Below are 12,504 nucleotides of genomic sequence, written 5' to 3' on the forward strand. Positions count from 1 at the left end.
GGACAGTGTGCCCGATGGGGTCGGGGAGACGGGGGTGACGCGACGGATCGCCGCTCGATACCCCGGTTCCCTCCATCCAAACCGATTGTGTCCTGTATCACAGGACGAATCGGGGGAGAGTGCCTTCTCCGCCCATTCGGTTGCTTGATACACATGGTGCCGCGACCCCGTGGATCACCGGGGCGCCGTCTCATCCCCCCGTTCAGTTCCTGGAACGCCCATGTCGTCGCGCCCGCGCGCCCGAGGGGCCCTCGTCGCCCTCGTCGCCCTCTTCTCGGCCGGTTACCTCGCCCCGTACCTGCTGCCGACCGTCGTCGGACGGCTCGCCGCCGGACTGGGCCTCGGCCCGTCCCAGGCCGGCCTGGTCGGTTCGGTGCTGCTGCTCGGCTCCGCCTCCGCCGGTTTCACGCTCGCCGCGCGCGTGGAGCGGATCGGCCCCCGCCGGGCGGCCCGCCTCGGACTGCTCGCGATGGCCCTCGGTTACGGCTCCGCCGCCGCGACCGGCAGCCTGCCGCTGGTGGTCGCCGGGGTGGTCCTCGGCGGCTTCGGCTCGGGCACCGCGACGGCCGTGGCGGCCTCCGGGATCGCCGGGCGGCCGGATCCGCAGCGGGCCTCCACGCTGGGCCTGCTGTCGGTCTCGGCCACGGCCGGCGCGCTGTACCTGACGCTGCCGCGGCTCGGCGGCGGCCACTCCCTGCCGCTGCTGGCGCTCGCGGGCGCGGCGCTGCTGGTCTGGCCGGTCACCGGCCGGCTGCCGGGCGCCACGCGCGCGTACCGGGGCGCGCCCGGCGCGCAGACCCCGGCGGCGGGCGGGCCGCTGCCGTACCGCCGGGCGGGCGCGGTCCTGGCCGGCTGCCTCCTCTGCTGGTCCCTCGCCCAGAACGCGCTCTGGGGCGTGAGCGGACGGATCGGCACCGGCCAGGCGGGGCTCTCCGAGGTGACCGTCGGCGCGGTCTTCGCGCTGGCGCTCGGCGCGGGCCTCACCGGGGTCACCGCCGCCGGGGCGCTCGGCTCGCGGCTCGGCCGCGCGGTGCCGATCGGCGCCGGCACGGTCCTGATCGCCGGCTGCGTGCTGCTCAGCTCGGCCGCCGGCGGCCTCGCCTCCTTCGCGACCGGCGAGATCCTCTGGAACGCCGTCTACCCGGTGGTCCTCTCCTACCTGCTGGGCCTCGCCGCCTCCCTCGACCCGCGCGGCCGCTGGGCCGTCCTGGTCGGCTCGGCGTCCTCGCTCGGCACGGCCTGCGGGCCGCTGGCCGGCAGCGTCCTCTCGGAGGCGGCCGGCTACCCGGGCATGGGCGCGGTCCTGGCCGGCCTGCTGCTGCTTGTGGCCGCCCCCATGACGGCGGTGGCCCGGCACGCCTCCGGCCGCCCGCTCGTCCCCGGCTCCATCCGCCGCCGCGGCGGCGCCCCCGCCGCCGTCGTCGCGGGCACGACGCCCACGACCACCGCCCTCCTCCCCCAGGTCGGGGCCCCGGAGCAGGAGATCGCCCCGATCCCGGCCCCGGCGACGGCCGCCCGCCGCGCCCGCTCGGCCTTCCGCCTGGCCCGGCCGTCGGACCGGGGCTGAGGCCACCGTCCGCGTCAGGTGACCGCGAGCCACCAGAACTGCTCGGGGGACGCGGCACAGGGGGCCTGCGGGACGGCGGCCGCCGACTCCCCGCCCTCGCCCTCGCGGGGCGAACCACCCGCCCCTCCGGGCCCGTTCACATCCACCACTCGCTGCTCCCCCGAAACGAACGATCCTCCCGGTATCGCCGGGAGGATCGTTCGCGGAAAGGACTCCGCCGCTAGAAGCGGTACGCCTCCACCTCGGCGAGGTAACGGGCCCGGCGGGGTTCGTCGTCCTCCAGGAAGGAGGCCTCGAAGGAGTGCCGGGCCAGGGTGCGCAGCTGCTCTCCGGTGAGGGCCAGGGCGTCGGAGACGGCGTCGTAGTTGTCGCCCGCGTAGCCGCCGAAGTAGGCGGGGTCGTCGGAGTTGACGGTGACCAACAGGCCGGCGTCCATCATGGCCCGCAGCGGGTGGTCGGCGAGGGTGTCGATCACCCGGAGGCGGACGTTCGACAGCGGGCACAGGGTGAGCGGGATCCGCTCGCGGGCCAGGCGCTCGACCAGCTCCGGGTCCTCCATGCACCGCAGCCCGTGGTCGATCCGCTCCACCCCGAGGACGTCGAGCGCCTCGCGGACGTACGACGCGGGTCCCTCCTCGCCCGCGTGCGCGACCCGCCGCAGTCCGAGCCGGGCGGCCTCCTCGTACACCTCGCGGAACTTCGCCGGCGGATGCCCGACCTCGGCCGAGTCGAGGCCGACGCCCGTGATCCGGTCGAGGTACGGCTTCGCGGCCTCCAGCGTGGCGAGCGCCGACTCGGCGGACTCGTCGCGCAGGAAGCACATGATGAGCCGGGTGGAGACCCCGTACCGCTCCTCGGCCCGGTCGAGGGAGGCGCTCAGCCCCTCGATGACGGTCGGGAACGGGACTCCGCGCGCCGTGTGCGCCTGCGGGTCGAAGAAGATCTCGGCGTGCCGGACCCCCTGCGCGGCGGCCCGCTCCAGATAGGCGTCGGCGAGCGCGGTGAAGTCCTCGGGGGTGCGCAGGACCGCCATCAGCGCGTAGTAGAGGTCCAGGAAGGACTGGAGGTCGCCGAAGCGGTAGGCGGCGCGCAGTTCCTCGGTGTCCGCGTAGGGCAGGGTGACGCCGTTGCGGGCGGCGAGGGCGAAGGCCAGCTCGGGTTCGAGGGTGCCTTCGATGTGGAGGTGGAGCTCGGCCTTGGGAAGGGGTGCGGGGAGGTGCATGTTCACGTTCGTTTCGGTACGGGGACCCTCATGAGGTCCTGGGCGATGCTCAGCTCGCCCGCGAATCCGGCGGCCCTGGCCTGCCGTTCGAACTCCGACGGATCGGAGTAGCGCTGCGAGAAGTGGGTGAGGACGAGGTGCCGGACGCCCGCGTCCCGGGCGACCGCGGCGGCCTGTCCCGCGGTGAGGTGGCCGTGGTCCTCGGCGAGCCGCACGTCCGCGTCGAGGAAGGTGGACTCGATGACGAGCATGTCGGCGCCCTCCGCGAGGGCGTGCACCCCGTCGCAGAGGCGGGTGTCCATGACGAAGGCGAAGCGCTGTCCGCGCCGGACCTCGCTCACCTCGTCCAGTCCGACCCCGCGGAGGGCGCCCTCGCGCTGGATGCGGCCGACGTCCGGGCCCTTGATGCCGTGCGCGGCGAGCCGCTCGGGCAGCAGCCGGCGCCCGTCGGGCTCGACGAGCCGGTAGCCGAAGGACTCGACGGGGTGGGAGAGCCGGCGGGCCTCCAGGGCGAAGGCCTCGGTGACGGCCAGGACGCCGTCCTCCGCGACCGGCGCCTCGGTCAGCTCGACGGACTCGCGGTAGGCGGTGGCGTACCGCAGCCGCTCGAAGAAGTGCCGGCCGCTCTCCGGGAAGTGGGCGGTGACCTGGTGCGGGACCTGGTCGAGGTTGATCCGCTGGATCACCCCGGCCAGGCCCAGCGAGTGGTCGCCGTGGAAGTGCGTGACACAGATCCGGTTCAGGTCGTGCGCGGCGACCCCGGCCCGCAGCATCTGGCGCTGGGTGCCCTCTCCGGGGTCGAAGAGGAGGCCGTGGCCGTCCCAGCGCAGCAGGTAGCCGTTGTGGTTGCGGTGACGGGTCGGGACCTGGCTGGCGGTGCCGAGGACGACGAGTTCACGGACGGACACGGGAACGGTCCTATCCGGGAGGCCAGTTGAGGCCGCGGCCGCCCAGCACGTGCGCGTGCGCGTGGAAGACGGTCTGGCCGGCGCCGGCGCCGGTGTTGAGGACGATCCGGTAGCCGCTGCCGTCGACCTTCTCCTGCTCGGCGACCTCGCCGGCCTCGCGCAGCACGTCGGCGGCGACGGTCGGCGCGGCGGCAGCGAGCGAGGCGGCGTCCGGGTAGTGGAGGCGCGGGATGACGAGCACGTGGGTGGGCGCCTGCGGGTTGATGTCGCGGAAGGCCAGCGTGGTCTCGGTCTCGCGGACGAGCGTCGCCGGCACCTCCCCGGCCACGATCTTGCAGAACAGGCAGTCGCTCTGCGGCTCTCCGGCCATGCTCCGGGCCTCCTCGCCCTCGGGTGGTCAGTACCTGCGCATGCTATCCGGCGGCCCCGTCAGTCCTTGGGCATCCGCCGGTTGAGGGCCGAGCGGCTCACCCAGTACGTGATGACGACGGCCCAGAAGAGCGGGGTGCCGAGGGCGCCGACGACCCCCGCGTCGAAGGACCACAGGACCATGGTGACCGCCGAGTACAGACCGAGCAGGCCGACGGCGGCGGCCATCGCGAGCACCGGCCGGCAGTTGCGCGCGACGAGCAGCAGCGGACGGCGCAGCCTCGGCGGCACCCGGCGGCCCATCCACACGGCCCAGCCGGCCCAGGCGCCGACGAGGACCACGGCGCCGACGACGAAGGGCACGACGGCGTCGGCGCCGGTCGCCCCGGTCCGGACCGGGGCCGAGCCGAGCGCGGAGGCGAGGAAGCCGAGCAGGGCGACCCAGCGGGCGCCGGCGGCGGTCCCCCAGGCCATCGCCTCCAGGTTGAAGCGGGCCTTGCGGTCGCCGAGGTCGAGCGCGGCGGAGGCGACGAAGCCCTCGGCGGCCTGGGTCCAGGCCCCGCGCCGGAACCAGCGGCGGCGCAGCTTCAGCAGGGAGAGGTTGTTGTGGGCCTCGCTGCTCTGCGGGTTGAGCCGCAGGGTCGTCTCGTAGGCCTGCCGGGCGGTGGCGTGGTCGCCGCGCCGCTGGGCGGTGAGGCCGACGAGGAAGTGGGCGGCGTCCTCCTCGGGGCCGAGGGCGACGGCGGTGCGCGCCGCCTCGTAGGCGGCGGCGGTCCTGGCCCGGTCGCGGCCGCGGCCGGCCTCGGCGGTCTCGGCGAGCGCGGTGCCGAGCGCGTAGTGGCTGCCCCAGAACTGCGGGGCCAGTCGGACCGTGCGGTGGGCGGCGTCCTCGGCCTCCCCGTACCGCTTGAGCGCGAGCAGGATCTGGGTGCGCATCAGGTGCGCCATGACCAGCTCGGGTTCGGCGCGCAGCGCCTGTTCGACGGCGACGAGGGCGGCGGGGTGGTTCCCGGCCCGGTGCTGACAGCGGGCGAGCAGGGTGAGCGCGTCGGCGTCCTCGGGGTCGTCGGCGAGGTGTCGGACGGCGAGTTCGCCGGCCTGCTCGTACCGGCCCGCCTCGTAGAGCGCCTCGGCCCGGGCGAGTGCGGTGGGCGTGGTCACAGCTTGCGCTTCCGCTTCAGGTAGGCGAGGAGGTCGTCGTAGAGACCGCCCTCGTTGGCGAACATGGCGACGTTCCGGGCGGCGGCGAACCAGGGCTCGGTGGAGGGCCGGAGCTGCTTGGCGGCGCCGAGCAGGTCCTTGGTGGTGATGAGCCGGACGGAGCCGGTGCGGGCGGAGTCGAGGAGGGCGGTCTCCGCGGCGGTCTCGCACAGGTGGGCGAGGTCGGCGCCGGAGAAGTCCTCGGTGACCTTGACGAGCTTGCCGAGGTCGACGGCCTCGATGGGCCGGTCGCGCAGGTGGTAGCGGAGGATCGCCTCGCGGGCGGGGGCGTCGGGCGGCAGCACGAGCAGCGTGCGGTCGAGGCGGCCGGGGCGGCGCAGGGCGAGGTCGACGTCCCAGGGCACGTTGGTGGCGGCGAGGACGAAGATCCCCTCGTTGCCGGCGCCGGAGGCGATGCCGTCGAGCTCGGTGAGGAGCTGGTTGACGACGTTGCGCAGCCCGTTGTTGTGGGTGCGGGAGCGCTTGCCGCCGAGGGCGTCGAGCTCGTCGAGGAAGACGACGCAGGGGGCCTGCCGGCGGGCGGTCTCGAAGATGTCGTGGATGTTCTTCTCGGAGGCCCCGATCCACATGTCGAGGACGTCGGAGAGCGAGACGGTCAGGAAGTTCGCGCCGAGCTCGCCGGCGACGGCCCGGGCGATGAAGGTCTTGCCGCAGCCGGGAGGACCGTAGAGGAGGAGCCCGCCGCGCAGCGACTTGCCGTAGAGGCGGCGGAGTTCGGGGTTGCGCATGGGTGCGAGGAAGGCGGCTTCGAGCCGTTCCTTGACGTCGGTCATGCCGCCGACGTCGGCGAGGCGTACGGCCCCGGGCGCGTCCACGTCCCAGGCGGCCGCGTCCCCGGCGCGCCCGTCCCCGCCCTCGGCCTGCGGCTCCTCCAGGTACCGCGGCCCGACGAGGTCGGACACCTGCTCCTCGGCGGCGGCCCAGTCGAAGGAGGACCTCGGCTCGGGCGGGACGGGGCCGGGCGGGGTCTGCGACGCGGGCGGGGTCTGCGGTACGGGACCGGGCGCCGGCGCCGGCGGAACCTCGGGCGCCGGCCGTACGACCGGGGTCTCGGCCGCGGTCGGGGCCTCGGCCACGGCCGGCGGCAGCCCCATGGCGCGGACCATCAGGGCACGGGCGGCGGCGTCCCCCGGCGCGTGCTGGAGGGCGACGGCCGCCTCCGCGACGGCCTCGTCGTTCCGCCCCTCCGCGAGGAGGAGTTCGGCGAAGTGGAGGCGCAGGGGCACGTCGCCGGGCGCGGCGGCGACCGCGGCGCGCAGACTGCGGATCAGAGGGGACTCGTCGGCCATACGGGTCAGCCTAGAAAAGGCCCGGGTCGCTCGGACACCGGGTCCCCCCTGACGGGTCCCCCGCGCGGTTCGGCCCCGGCGGCCGGTTCGGTCCCGGCGGCCGGTTCAGCCCCAGCGGCCGGTGCGGCCGAGGACGAGGGCGGTGGCCGCCGTACCCGCCGTGGAGGTCCGCAGCACGCTCCGGCCGAGCCGGTACGGCTTCGCTCCCGCCGCCTCGAAGGCGGCCAGCTCCTCCGGGGAGACCCCGCCCTCGGGGCCGACGACCAGCACGATCGAGCCCTTCTCGGGGAGCCCGGCGGTGGCGAGGGCGCCGCTGGGGTGGTCGCGGTCCTCGTGCAGCACGGCCGCGAAGTCGGCGCCGGCGAGCAGCTGGGCGACCTGCTTGGTGGTCATGAGGTCGGCGACCTCGGGGAAGCGGGTGCGGCGGGACTGCTTGCCGGCCTCGCGGGCGGTGGCGCGCCACTTGGCGAGCGCCTTGAGGCCGCGGTCGCCGCGCCACTGGGTGATGCAGCGGGAGGCGGCCCACGGCACGATCGCGTCGACGCCGGTCTCGGTCATGGTCTCGACGGCGAGTTCGCCCCGGTCGCCCTTGGGGAGGGCCTGGACGACGGTGATCCGCGGCAGCTCCTCCGGCTCCTCGTGGTCCGCCGTCACCTCGACGGTCAGCCGGTCCTTGCCCTCGGTCTCCCGCACCACGCACCGCGCCCAGCGGCCCCGGCCGTCGGTGAGGACCAGCTCCTCGCCGGCCTGGAGCCGCTTCACGGAGACGGCGTGCCGTCCCTCGGGCCCCTCCAGGACGAAGGTGCCGGCGCCGGGGACGGCGTCGACGACGAAGACGGGGGCGGTCATGAGGCACTCCTGAGGGCCGGGTCGGCGAGGTCGGTGAGGGCGGTGTCGAGTTCGGCGGCGAGCACCTCGACCAGCTCCCCCGCGGGCAGCTCGCGGGCGAGGCGGTGGCCCTGGCCGGCCCACAGGGCCATGCCCTGGGCGTCTCCGGCGGTCGCGGCGGCCTTCCGCAGCGGGGCGGTGAGGTGGTGGACCTCCGGGTAGCCGGCGGGGGCGTACGGCCCGTGCTCGCGCATGAAGCGGTTGACGAGTCCGCGGGCCGGCCGGCCGGAGAAGGCCCGGGTGAGGGCGGTGCGGTGGAAGAGCGGGTCGGTCAGGGCCCGCTTGTGCAGCGGATGGGCGCCGGACTCGGGGCAGACGAGGAAGGCGGTGCCGAGCTGCGCGGCGGCGGCCCCGGCGGCGAGGACGGCGGCGATCTGCGCGCCGCGCATCAGGCCGCCGGCCGCGACCAGCGGCAGCGCGGTGGCCTCCCGGACCTGGGTGAGGAGGGCGAGGAGGCCGGTGCCCGGCTGTTCGTCGGCGGGGTCGTCGCGGTACGTGCCCTGGTGGCCGCCCGCCTCCACTCCCTGGACGCACAGCGCGTCGGCGCCGGCCGCCTGGGCCGTCCGGGCCTCCTCGGCGGAGGTGACGGTGACGATCGTGTAGGTGCCGGCGCGGGCGAAGGCCTCGAAGGTCTCGGGCTCGGGGCAGCCGAAGGCGAAGGAGACGACGCGGACCGGGTCCTCCAGGAGGATCGCCAGCTTGGACTCGTACCCGTCGTCGCGGCCGTCGTCGGTCTCGCCGAGCGCGGTCCGGTACCAGCCGGCCTCCCCGGCGAGCTGGTGGCGGTAGACCTCGATGGCCGCCGGGTCGACGCCGGGGCCGGTCTGGGGCATGAAGACGTTGACGCCGAAGGGCTGTCCGGTGAGTCCGCGGACCTGCTTGATCTCCTGGTAGAGGCTGCCGGCCGTCTTGTACCCGGCGGCGAGGAAGCCGAGCGCGCCGGCCTCGGCGACGGCTCCGACGAGCGCGGGACAGGAGGCGCCACCCGCCATGGGGGCCTGCACGATCGGGTACCGGAAGAGATCGTTCAGTGCGGTGGTGGACATATGGGCATCGTGTCATGCCCGTTCCCGGGCACGGGAAAGGGGCGGCACTCAGAGTGCCGCCCCTCTCACGCACCGGTCATGTCGCCGAGGACTCGGCGCCGTCGGACGCGTCCTTCGGCCGCGAGAACGGCCCCAGCCGGTCAGCGCCCGTTGAACGCGTCCTTCAGCCGCGAGAACAGCCCCTGCTGCCCGGGCTGGAACTGGCCCGTGGGCCGCTCCTCGCCGCGCAGCTTGGCCAGTTCGCGCAGGAGGCGCTCCTGCTCGGGGTCGAGCTTGCCCGGGGTCTGGACCTCGACGTGGACGATCAGGTCGCCCCGGCCGTTGCCCCGCAGGTGGGTGATGCCCCGGCCGTGCAGCGGGACCGACTGGCCCGACTGCGTGCCCGGGCGGATGTCGATCTCCTCCAGGCCGTCGAGCGTCTGGAGCTGCACCTTGGTGCCGAGCGCGGCCGCCGTCATGGGCAGGGTGACCGTGCAGTGCAGGTCGTCGCCGCGCCGCTGGAAGACCTCGTGCGGGGTCTCCTGGATCTCGACGTACAGGTCGCCGGCGGGGCCGCCGCCGGGGCCGACCTCGCCCTCGCCCGCGAGCTGGATCCGGGTGCCGTTGTCGACGCCGGCCGGGATCTTCACCGTCAGCGTGCGGCGGGACCGGACCCGGCCGTCGCCCGCGCACTCGGGGCACGGGGTCGGGACGACGGTGCCGAAGCCCTGGCACTGGGGGCAGGGCCGGGAGGTCATGACCTGGCCGAGGAACGACCGGGTGACCTGGGAGACCTCGCCGCGGCCGTGGCACATGTCGCAGGTCTGCGCGGCGGTGCCGGGGGCGGCACCCTCACCCGAACAGGTGGTGCAGACGACGGCCGTGTCGACCTGGAGGTCCTTGGTGGTGCCGAAGGCCGCCTCGTTGAGGTCGATCTCCAGACGGATCATGGCGTCCTGGCCGCGGCGGGTCCGCGAGCGCGGTCCGCGCTGCCCGGCCGTGCCGAAGAAGGCGTCCATGATGTCGGAGAAGTTGCCGAAGCCGCCGGCTCCGAAGCCGCCTCCGCCGCCCATGCCGCCCGAGGAGGAGAGCGGGTCGCCGCCCAGGTCGTAGACCTGCTTCTTCTGCGGGTCCGAGAGGACCTCGTAGGCGGCGTTGATCTCCTTGAACCGCTCCTGCGTCTTCGGGTCCGGATTGACGTCCGGGTGAAGCTCGCGGGCGAGGCGCCGGAAGGCCTTCTTGATCTCGTCCTGGGAAGCGTCGCGGCGCACGCCGAGCACGGCGTAGTAGTCCGTGGCCACTTACGACTCCGCCAGGATCTGTCCGACGTAACGTGCCACTGCGCGTACCGCTCCCATCGTTCCGGGGTAGTCCATGCGGGTCGGTCCGACCACGCCGAGTTTGGCGACTGCCTCGCCGCCCGAACCGTAGCCGACCGAGACGACGGACGTGGAGTTCAGTCCCTCGTAGGCGTTCTCGTGCCCGATGCGTACGGTCATGCCCGATTCCTTGACCTCGCCGAGCAGCTTGAGGAGCACGACCTGCTCCTCCAGGGCTTCCAGGACGGGCCTGATCGTCAGCGGGAAGTCGTGTCCGAAGCGGGTGAGATTGGCGGTGCCGCCGATCATCAGCCGCTCCTCGTGCTCCTCCACGAGCGTTTCGAGGAGGGTCGCGAGCACGGTCGAGACCGTGGCGCGGTCCTCGGGCTCCTCGAAGGACTCGGGGAGGTCCTGCACCAGCTGCGGCACGTCCGCGAAGCGGCGGCCGCCGACCCGGCTGTTGAGCCGGGCCCGCAGGTCGGCGAGGGAGGTCTCGCCGAAGGGCGTGGGACAGTCGATCACCCGCTGCTCGACCCGTCCGGTGTCCGTGATCAGGACGAGCATCAGCCGGGCCGGGGCCAGCGACAGCAGCTCGACGTGACGGATCGAGGAGCGGGTCAGCGACGGGTACTGGACGACGGCGACCTGACGGGTCAGCTGCGCGAGCAGCCGCACCGTCCGGCCCACGACGTCGTCCAGGTCGACGGCACCGTCGAGGAAGTTGTGGATGGCGCGCCGCTCGGGGGTCGACAGCGGCTTGACGCCGGCCAGCCGGTCCACGAAGAGGCGGTACCCCTTGTCGGTGGGGATCCGGCCGGCGCTGGTGTGGGGCTGGGCGATGTACCCCTCCTCCTCCAGCACCGCCATGTCGTTGCGCACGGTGGCGGGCGACACGCCGAGCTTGTGGCGCTCGGTGAGCGCCTTGGAACCCACCGGCTCCTCCGTCCCGACGTAATCCTGGACGATGGCGCGCAGCACCTCGAGTCTGCGTTCGCTCAGCACGCGCACACCTCCCGCTCCAGCCGTTCCGGTTGCTCCGCTTTTGGCACTCGCCCTGCCCGAGTGCCAGGAAACCCCCGGCCAGTGTACGGCCGGGTCGGTCGCTCCTGGCAAGGAGGCGGATCCGCTAGCGTCGATCGCATGGACATCGAACAGGCGGTCTGGGCGGCCCAGGGGTGGGAACGGCTCGCGTCCGGAGTGGGCCGGCGCAGGCTCCCCGGCTGGGACGCCACCACCGGACTGGTCGTGGGGGACAAGGCCGTACTGCTCTACGACACGGGCTCCACGCTCGCCGAGGGCGCCGGGATCCGGGCCCAGGCGGAGGCGATCACCGGCGGCCGGCGCGTGACGCACATCGCACTCGGCCACCCCCACTTCGACCACGTCCTCGGCACCGCCGCCTTCGCCGGAGCGGAGGTCTTCGGCGCGGTCGGCATGGACGAGCTCCTCGGCTCCGCCCGGACCCGCGAGGAGCTGTACGGGGACGCCGTGCGCCAGGGGGTCGACGAGCGGGCCGCCGCGGAGGCGGTGGAGGCCCTGGTGGCCCCGCGCCACACGGTCACCGGCGAGTGGACCCTGGACCTGGGCGGCCGCCAGGTCCTCCTGGCCAACCTGGGCCCCGCCCACTCCACCCACGACCTCGCCGTCTTCGTCCCCGGCGAGCGCGAGACCGTCTTCTGCGGCGACCTCGTCGAGGAGTCCGGCGAACCCCAGGCCGGCCCCGACGCGATCGGCGCCCGCTGGCCCGACGCCCTCGACCGCCTCCTGGCCCTCGGCGGCGAGGACGCCCTCTACGTCCCCGGCCACGGCGCCGTCGTGGACGCGGAGTTCGTCCGACGCCAGCGCGATGAGCTGGCACGCCGCTTCGGGGTGTCGTAGCGTCCCCGAATGCGCAGCTACGACCCTGACCTGACGCCCGCCTGGAAGAAGCAGGCCCCCGCCCCGGAGGTCCCGGCCGAGCCGGACCTGGTGGTCGAGGAGGTCTCCACGGGCTTCTGCGGCGCGGTGATCCGCTGTGAGGCGGGCACGGTGACGCTGGAGGACCGCTTCGGCAAGCACCGGGTCTTCCCGCTCGACCCGCGCGGCTTCCTCCTGGAGGGCCGCGTGGTGACCCTGGTGCGCCCGGTGTCCGCCGGCCCGTCCCGCCCCGCCCGTACGGCCTCCGGCTCGGTCGCCGTGCCCGGCGCGCGGGCCCGGGTGGCCCGCGCGAGCCGCATCTACGTCGAGGGCCGCCACGACGCCGAGCTGGTCGAGCGGGTGTGGGGCGACGACCTGCGCGTCGAGGGCGTGGTGGTGGAGTACCTGGAGGGCGTCGACCACCTCCCGCGGATCGTCGCCGACTTCGCCCCCGGCCCGGACGCCCGCCTGGGCGTCCTGGTCGACCACCTGGTGCCCGGCTCCAAGGAGTCCCGCGTCGCCGCCGAGGTCGCCTCGGCGGACGTCCTGGTGGTGGGCCACCCCTACGTCGACATCTGGCAGGCGGTGAAGCCGTCCGTCCTCGGCATCCCCTCCTGGCCGCGGATCCCCCGGGACCAGGACTGGAAGACCGGCACCTGCCGGGCCCTGGGCTGGCCCTCCGACAACACGGGCGCCGTCTGGCAGGCCATCCTGAAGCGGGTCACGTCCTACAAGGACCTGGAACCGGAACTCCTGGGCCGCGTGGAGGAGCTCATCGACTTCGTGACGGTGGGCTAGCC

The 12,504-nt window shown here is 74.5% G+C and carries 13 protein-coding genes; 3 read left to right on the top strand and 10 right to left on the bottom strand.

The window, feature by feature from the left end; genetic code table 11:
* Positions 1-220: 220 nt before the first annotated feature.
* Complete coding sequence (locus ACFQ8C_RS07895) at positions 221-1,567, top strand: MFS transporter (protein WP_383453382.1); 1,347 nt, start codon at positions 221-223, stop codon at positions 1,565-1,567.
* 14 nt (positions 1,568-1,581) lie between these two features.
* On the opposite strand, the gene ACFQ8C_RS07900 is transcribed toward ACFQ8C_RS07895, so the two are convergent.
* The 10 genes from ACFQ8C_RS07900 to hrcA form a co-directional block, all read right to left on the bottom strand.
* Positions 1,582-1,716, bottom strand: coding sequence for a hypothetical protein (locus ACFQ8C_RS07900; protein WP_383453384.1), 135 nt, complete (start codon positions 1,714-1,716; stop codon positions 1,582-1,584).
* A 71-nt stretch (positions 1,717-1,787) separates the two neighbouring features.
* A complete protein-coding gene (locus ACFQ8C_RS07905; protein WP_383453450.1) occupies positions 1,788-2,789 on the bottom strand; it encodes an adenosine deaminase in 1,002 nt (333 codons plus the stop codon).
* A 2-nt stretch (positions 2,790-2,791) separates the two neighbouring features.
* Positions 2,792-3,697 carry a ribonuclease Z gene (locus tag ACFQ8C_RS07910; protein WP_383453386.1) on the bottom strand — a complete coding sequence of 302 codons (906 nt, stop codon included), beginning with the start codon at positions 3,695-3,697 and terminating at the stop codon, positions 2,792-2,794.
* Positions 3,698-3,707: 10 nt separating this feature from the next.
* Positions 3,708-4,067: a histidine triad nucleotide-binding protein gene (locus tag ACFQ8C_RS07915; protein WP_383453388.1), complete on the bottom strand. Its 360-nt coding sequence runs from the start codon at positions 4,065-4,067 to the stop codon at positions 3,708-3,710.
* 59 nt (positions 4,068-4,126) lie between these two features.
* Positions 4,127-5,227, bottom strand: coding sequence for a tetratricopeptide repeat protein (locus ACFQ8C_RS07920; RefSeq protein WP_383453390.1), 1,101 nt, complete (start codon positions 5,225-5,227; stop codon positions 4,127-4,129).
* Entirely contained in the window at positions 5,224-6,576 is a 1,353-nt protein-coding gene (locus tag ACFQ8C_RS07925) for an ATP-binding protein (protein WP_383453392.1), read from the bottom strand. Before ACFQ8C_RS07925 ends, ACFQ8C_RS07920 begins: the two co-directional genes overlap by 4 nt.
* 105 nt (positions 6,577-6,681) lie before the next feature.
* On the bottom strand, positions 6,682-7,425 hold the full coding sequence (locus ACFQ8C_RS07930; protein ID WP_383453394.1) for a 16S rRNA (uracil(1498)-N(3))-methyltransferase: 744 nt from the start codon (positions 7,423-7,425) through the stop codon (positions 6,682-6,684).
* Positions 7,422-8,510 carry a nitronate monooxygenase gene (locus tag ACFQ8C_RS07935; protein WP_383453395.1) on the bottom strand — a complete coding sequence of 363 codons (1,089 nt, stop codon included), beginning with the start codon at positions 8,508-8,510 and terminating at the stop codon, positions 7,422-7,424. The genes ACFQ8C_RS07930 and ACFQ8C_RS07935 overlap by 4 nt, the downstream gene beginning before the upstream one ends.
* 140 nt (positions 8,511-8,650) lie before the next feature.
* On the bottom strand, positions 8,651-9,790 hold the full coding sequence (gene dnaJ / locus ACFQ8C_RS07940; protein ID WP_383453396.1) for a molecular chaperone DnaJ: 1,140 nt from the start codon (positions 9,788-9,790) through the stop codon (positions 8,651-8,653).
* A complete protein-coding gene (gene hrcA, locus ACFQ8C_RS07945; RefSeq protein WP_383453398.1) occupies positions 9,791-10,810 on the bottom strand; it encodes a heat-inducible transcriptional repressor HrcA in 1,020 nt (339 codons plus the stop codon).
* A 138-nt stretch (positions 10,811-10,948) separates the two neighbouring features.
* Here hrcA and ACFQ8C_RS07950 point away from each other — a divergent pair, with 138 nt between their 5' ends.
* The gene (locus ACFQ8C_RS07950) at positions 10,949-11,686 is read left to right on the top strand and encodes an MBL fold metallo-hydrolase (RefSeq protein ID WP_383453399.1); all 738 of its coding nucleotides are present in this window, start codon (positions 10,949-10,951) and stop codon (positions 11,684-11,686) included.
* Positions 11,687-11,695: 9 nt separating this feature from the next.
* Complete coding sequence (locus ACFQ8C_RS07955; protein ID WP_383453400.1) at positions 11,696-12,502, top strand: DUF3097 domain-containing protein; 807 nt, start codon at positions 11,696-11,698, stop codon at positions 12,500-12,502.
* The last annotated feature ends 2 nt before the right edge of the window (positions 12,503-12,504 follow it).

This window comes from Streptomyces sp. NPDC056503, assembly GCF_042794995.1.
GTDB lineage: Bacteria > Actinomycetota > Actinomycetes > Streptomycetales > Streptomycetaceae > Streptomyces.

Bases quoted from the DNA above. Each gene is read 5' to 3' on its own strand.
- ACFQ8C_RS07895 (WP_383453382.1), top strand. From the start codon at position 221: ATGTCGTCGCGCCCGCGCGCCCGAGGGGCCCTCGTCGCCCTCGTCGCC.
- ACFQ8C_RS07905 (WP_383453450.1), bottom strand. From the start codon at position 2,789: ATGCACCTCCCCGCACCCCTTCCCAAGGCCGAGCTCCACCTCCACATC.
- ACFQ8C_RS07915 (WP_383453388.1), bottom strand. From the start codon at position 4,067: ATGGCCGGAGAGCCGCAGAGCGACTGCCTGTTCTGCAAGATCGTGGCC.
- ACFQ8C_RS07925 (WP_383453392.1), bottom strand. From the start codon at position 6,576: ATGGCCGACGAGTCCCCTCTGATCCGCAGTCTGCGCGCCGCGGTCGCC.
- ACFQ8C_RS07930 (WP_383453394.1), bottom strand. From the start codon at position 7,425: ATGACCGCCCCCGTCTTCGTCGTCGACGCCGTCCCCGGCGCCGGCACC.
- ACFQ8C_RS07935 (WP_383453395.1), bottom strand. From the start codon at position 8,510: ATGTCCACCACCGCACTGAACGATCTCTTCCGGTACCCGATCGTGCAG.
- ACFQ8C_RS07950 (WP_383453399.1), top strand. From the start codon at position 10,949: ATGGACATCGAACAGGCGGTCTGGGCGGCCCAGGGGTGGGAACGGCTC.
- ACFQ8C_RS07955 (WP_383453400.1), top strand. From the start codon at position 11,696: ATGCGCAGCTACGACCCTGACCTGACGCCCGCCTGGAAGAAGCAGGCC.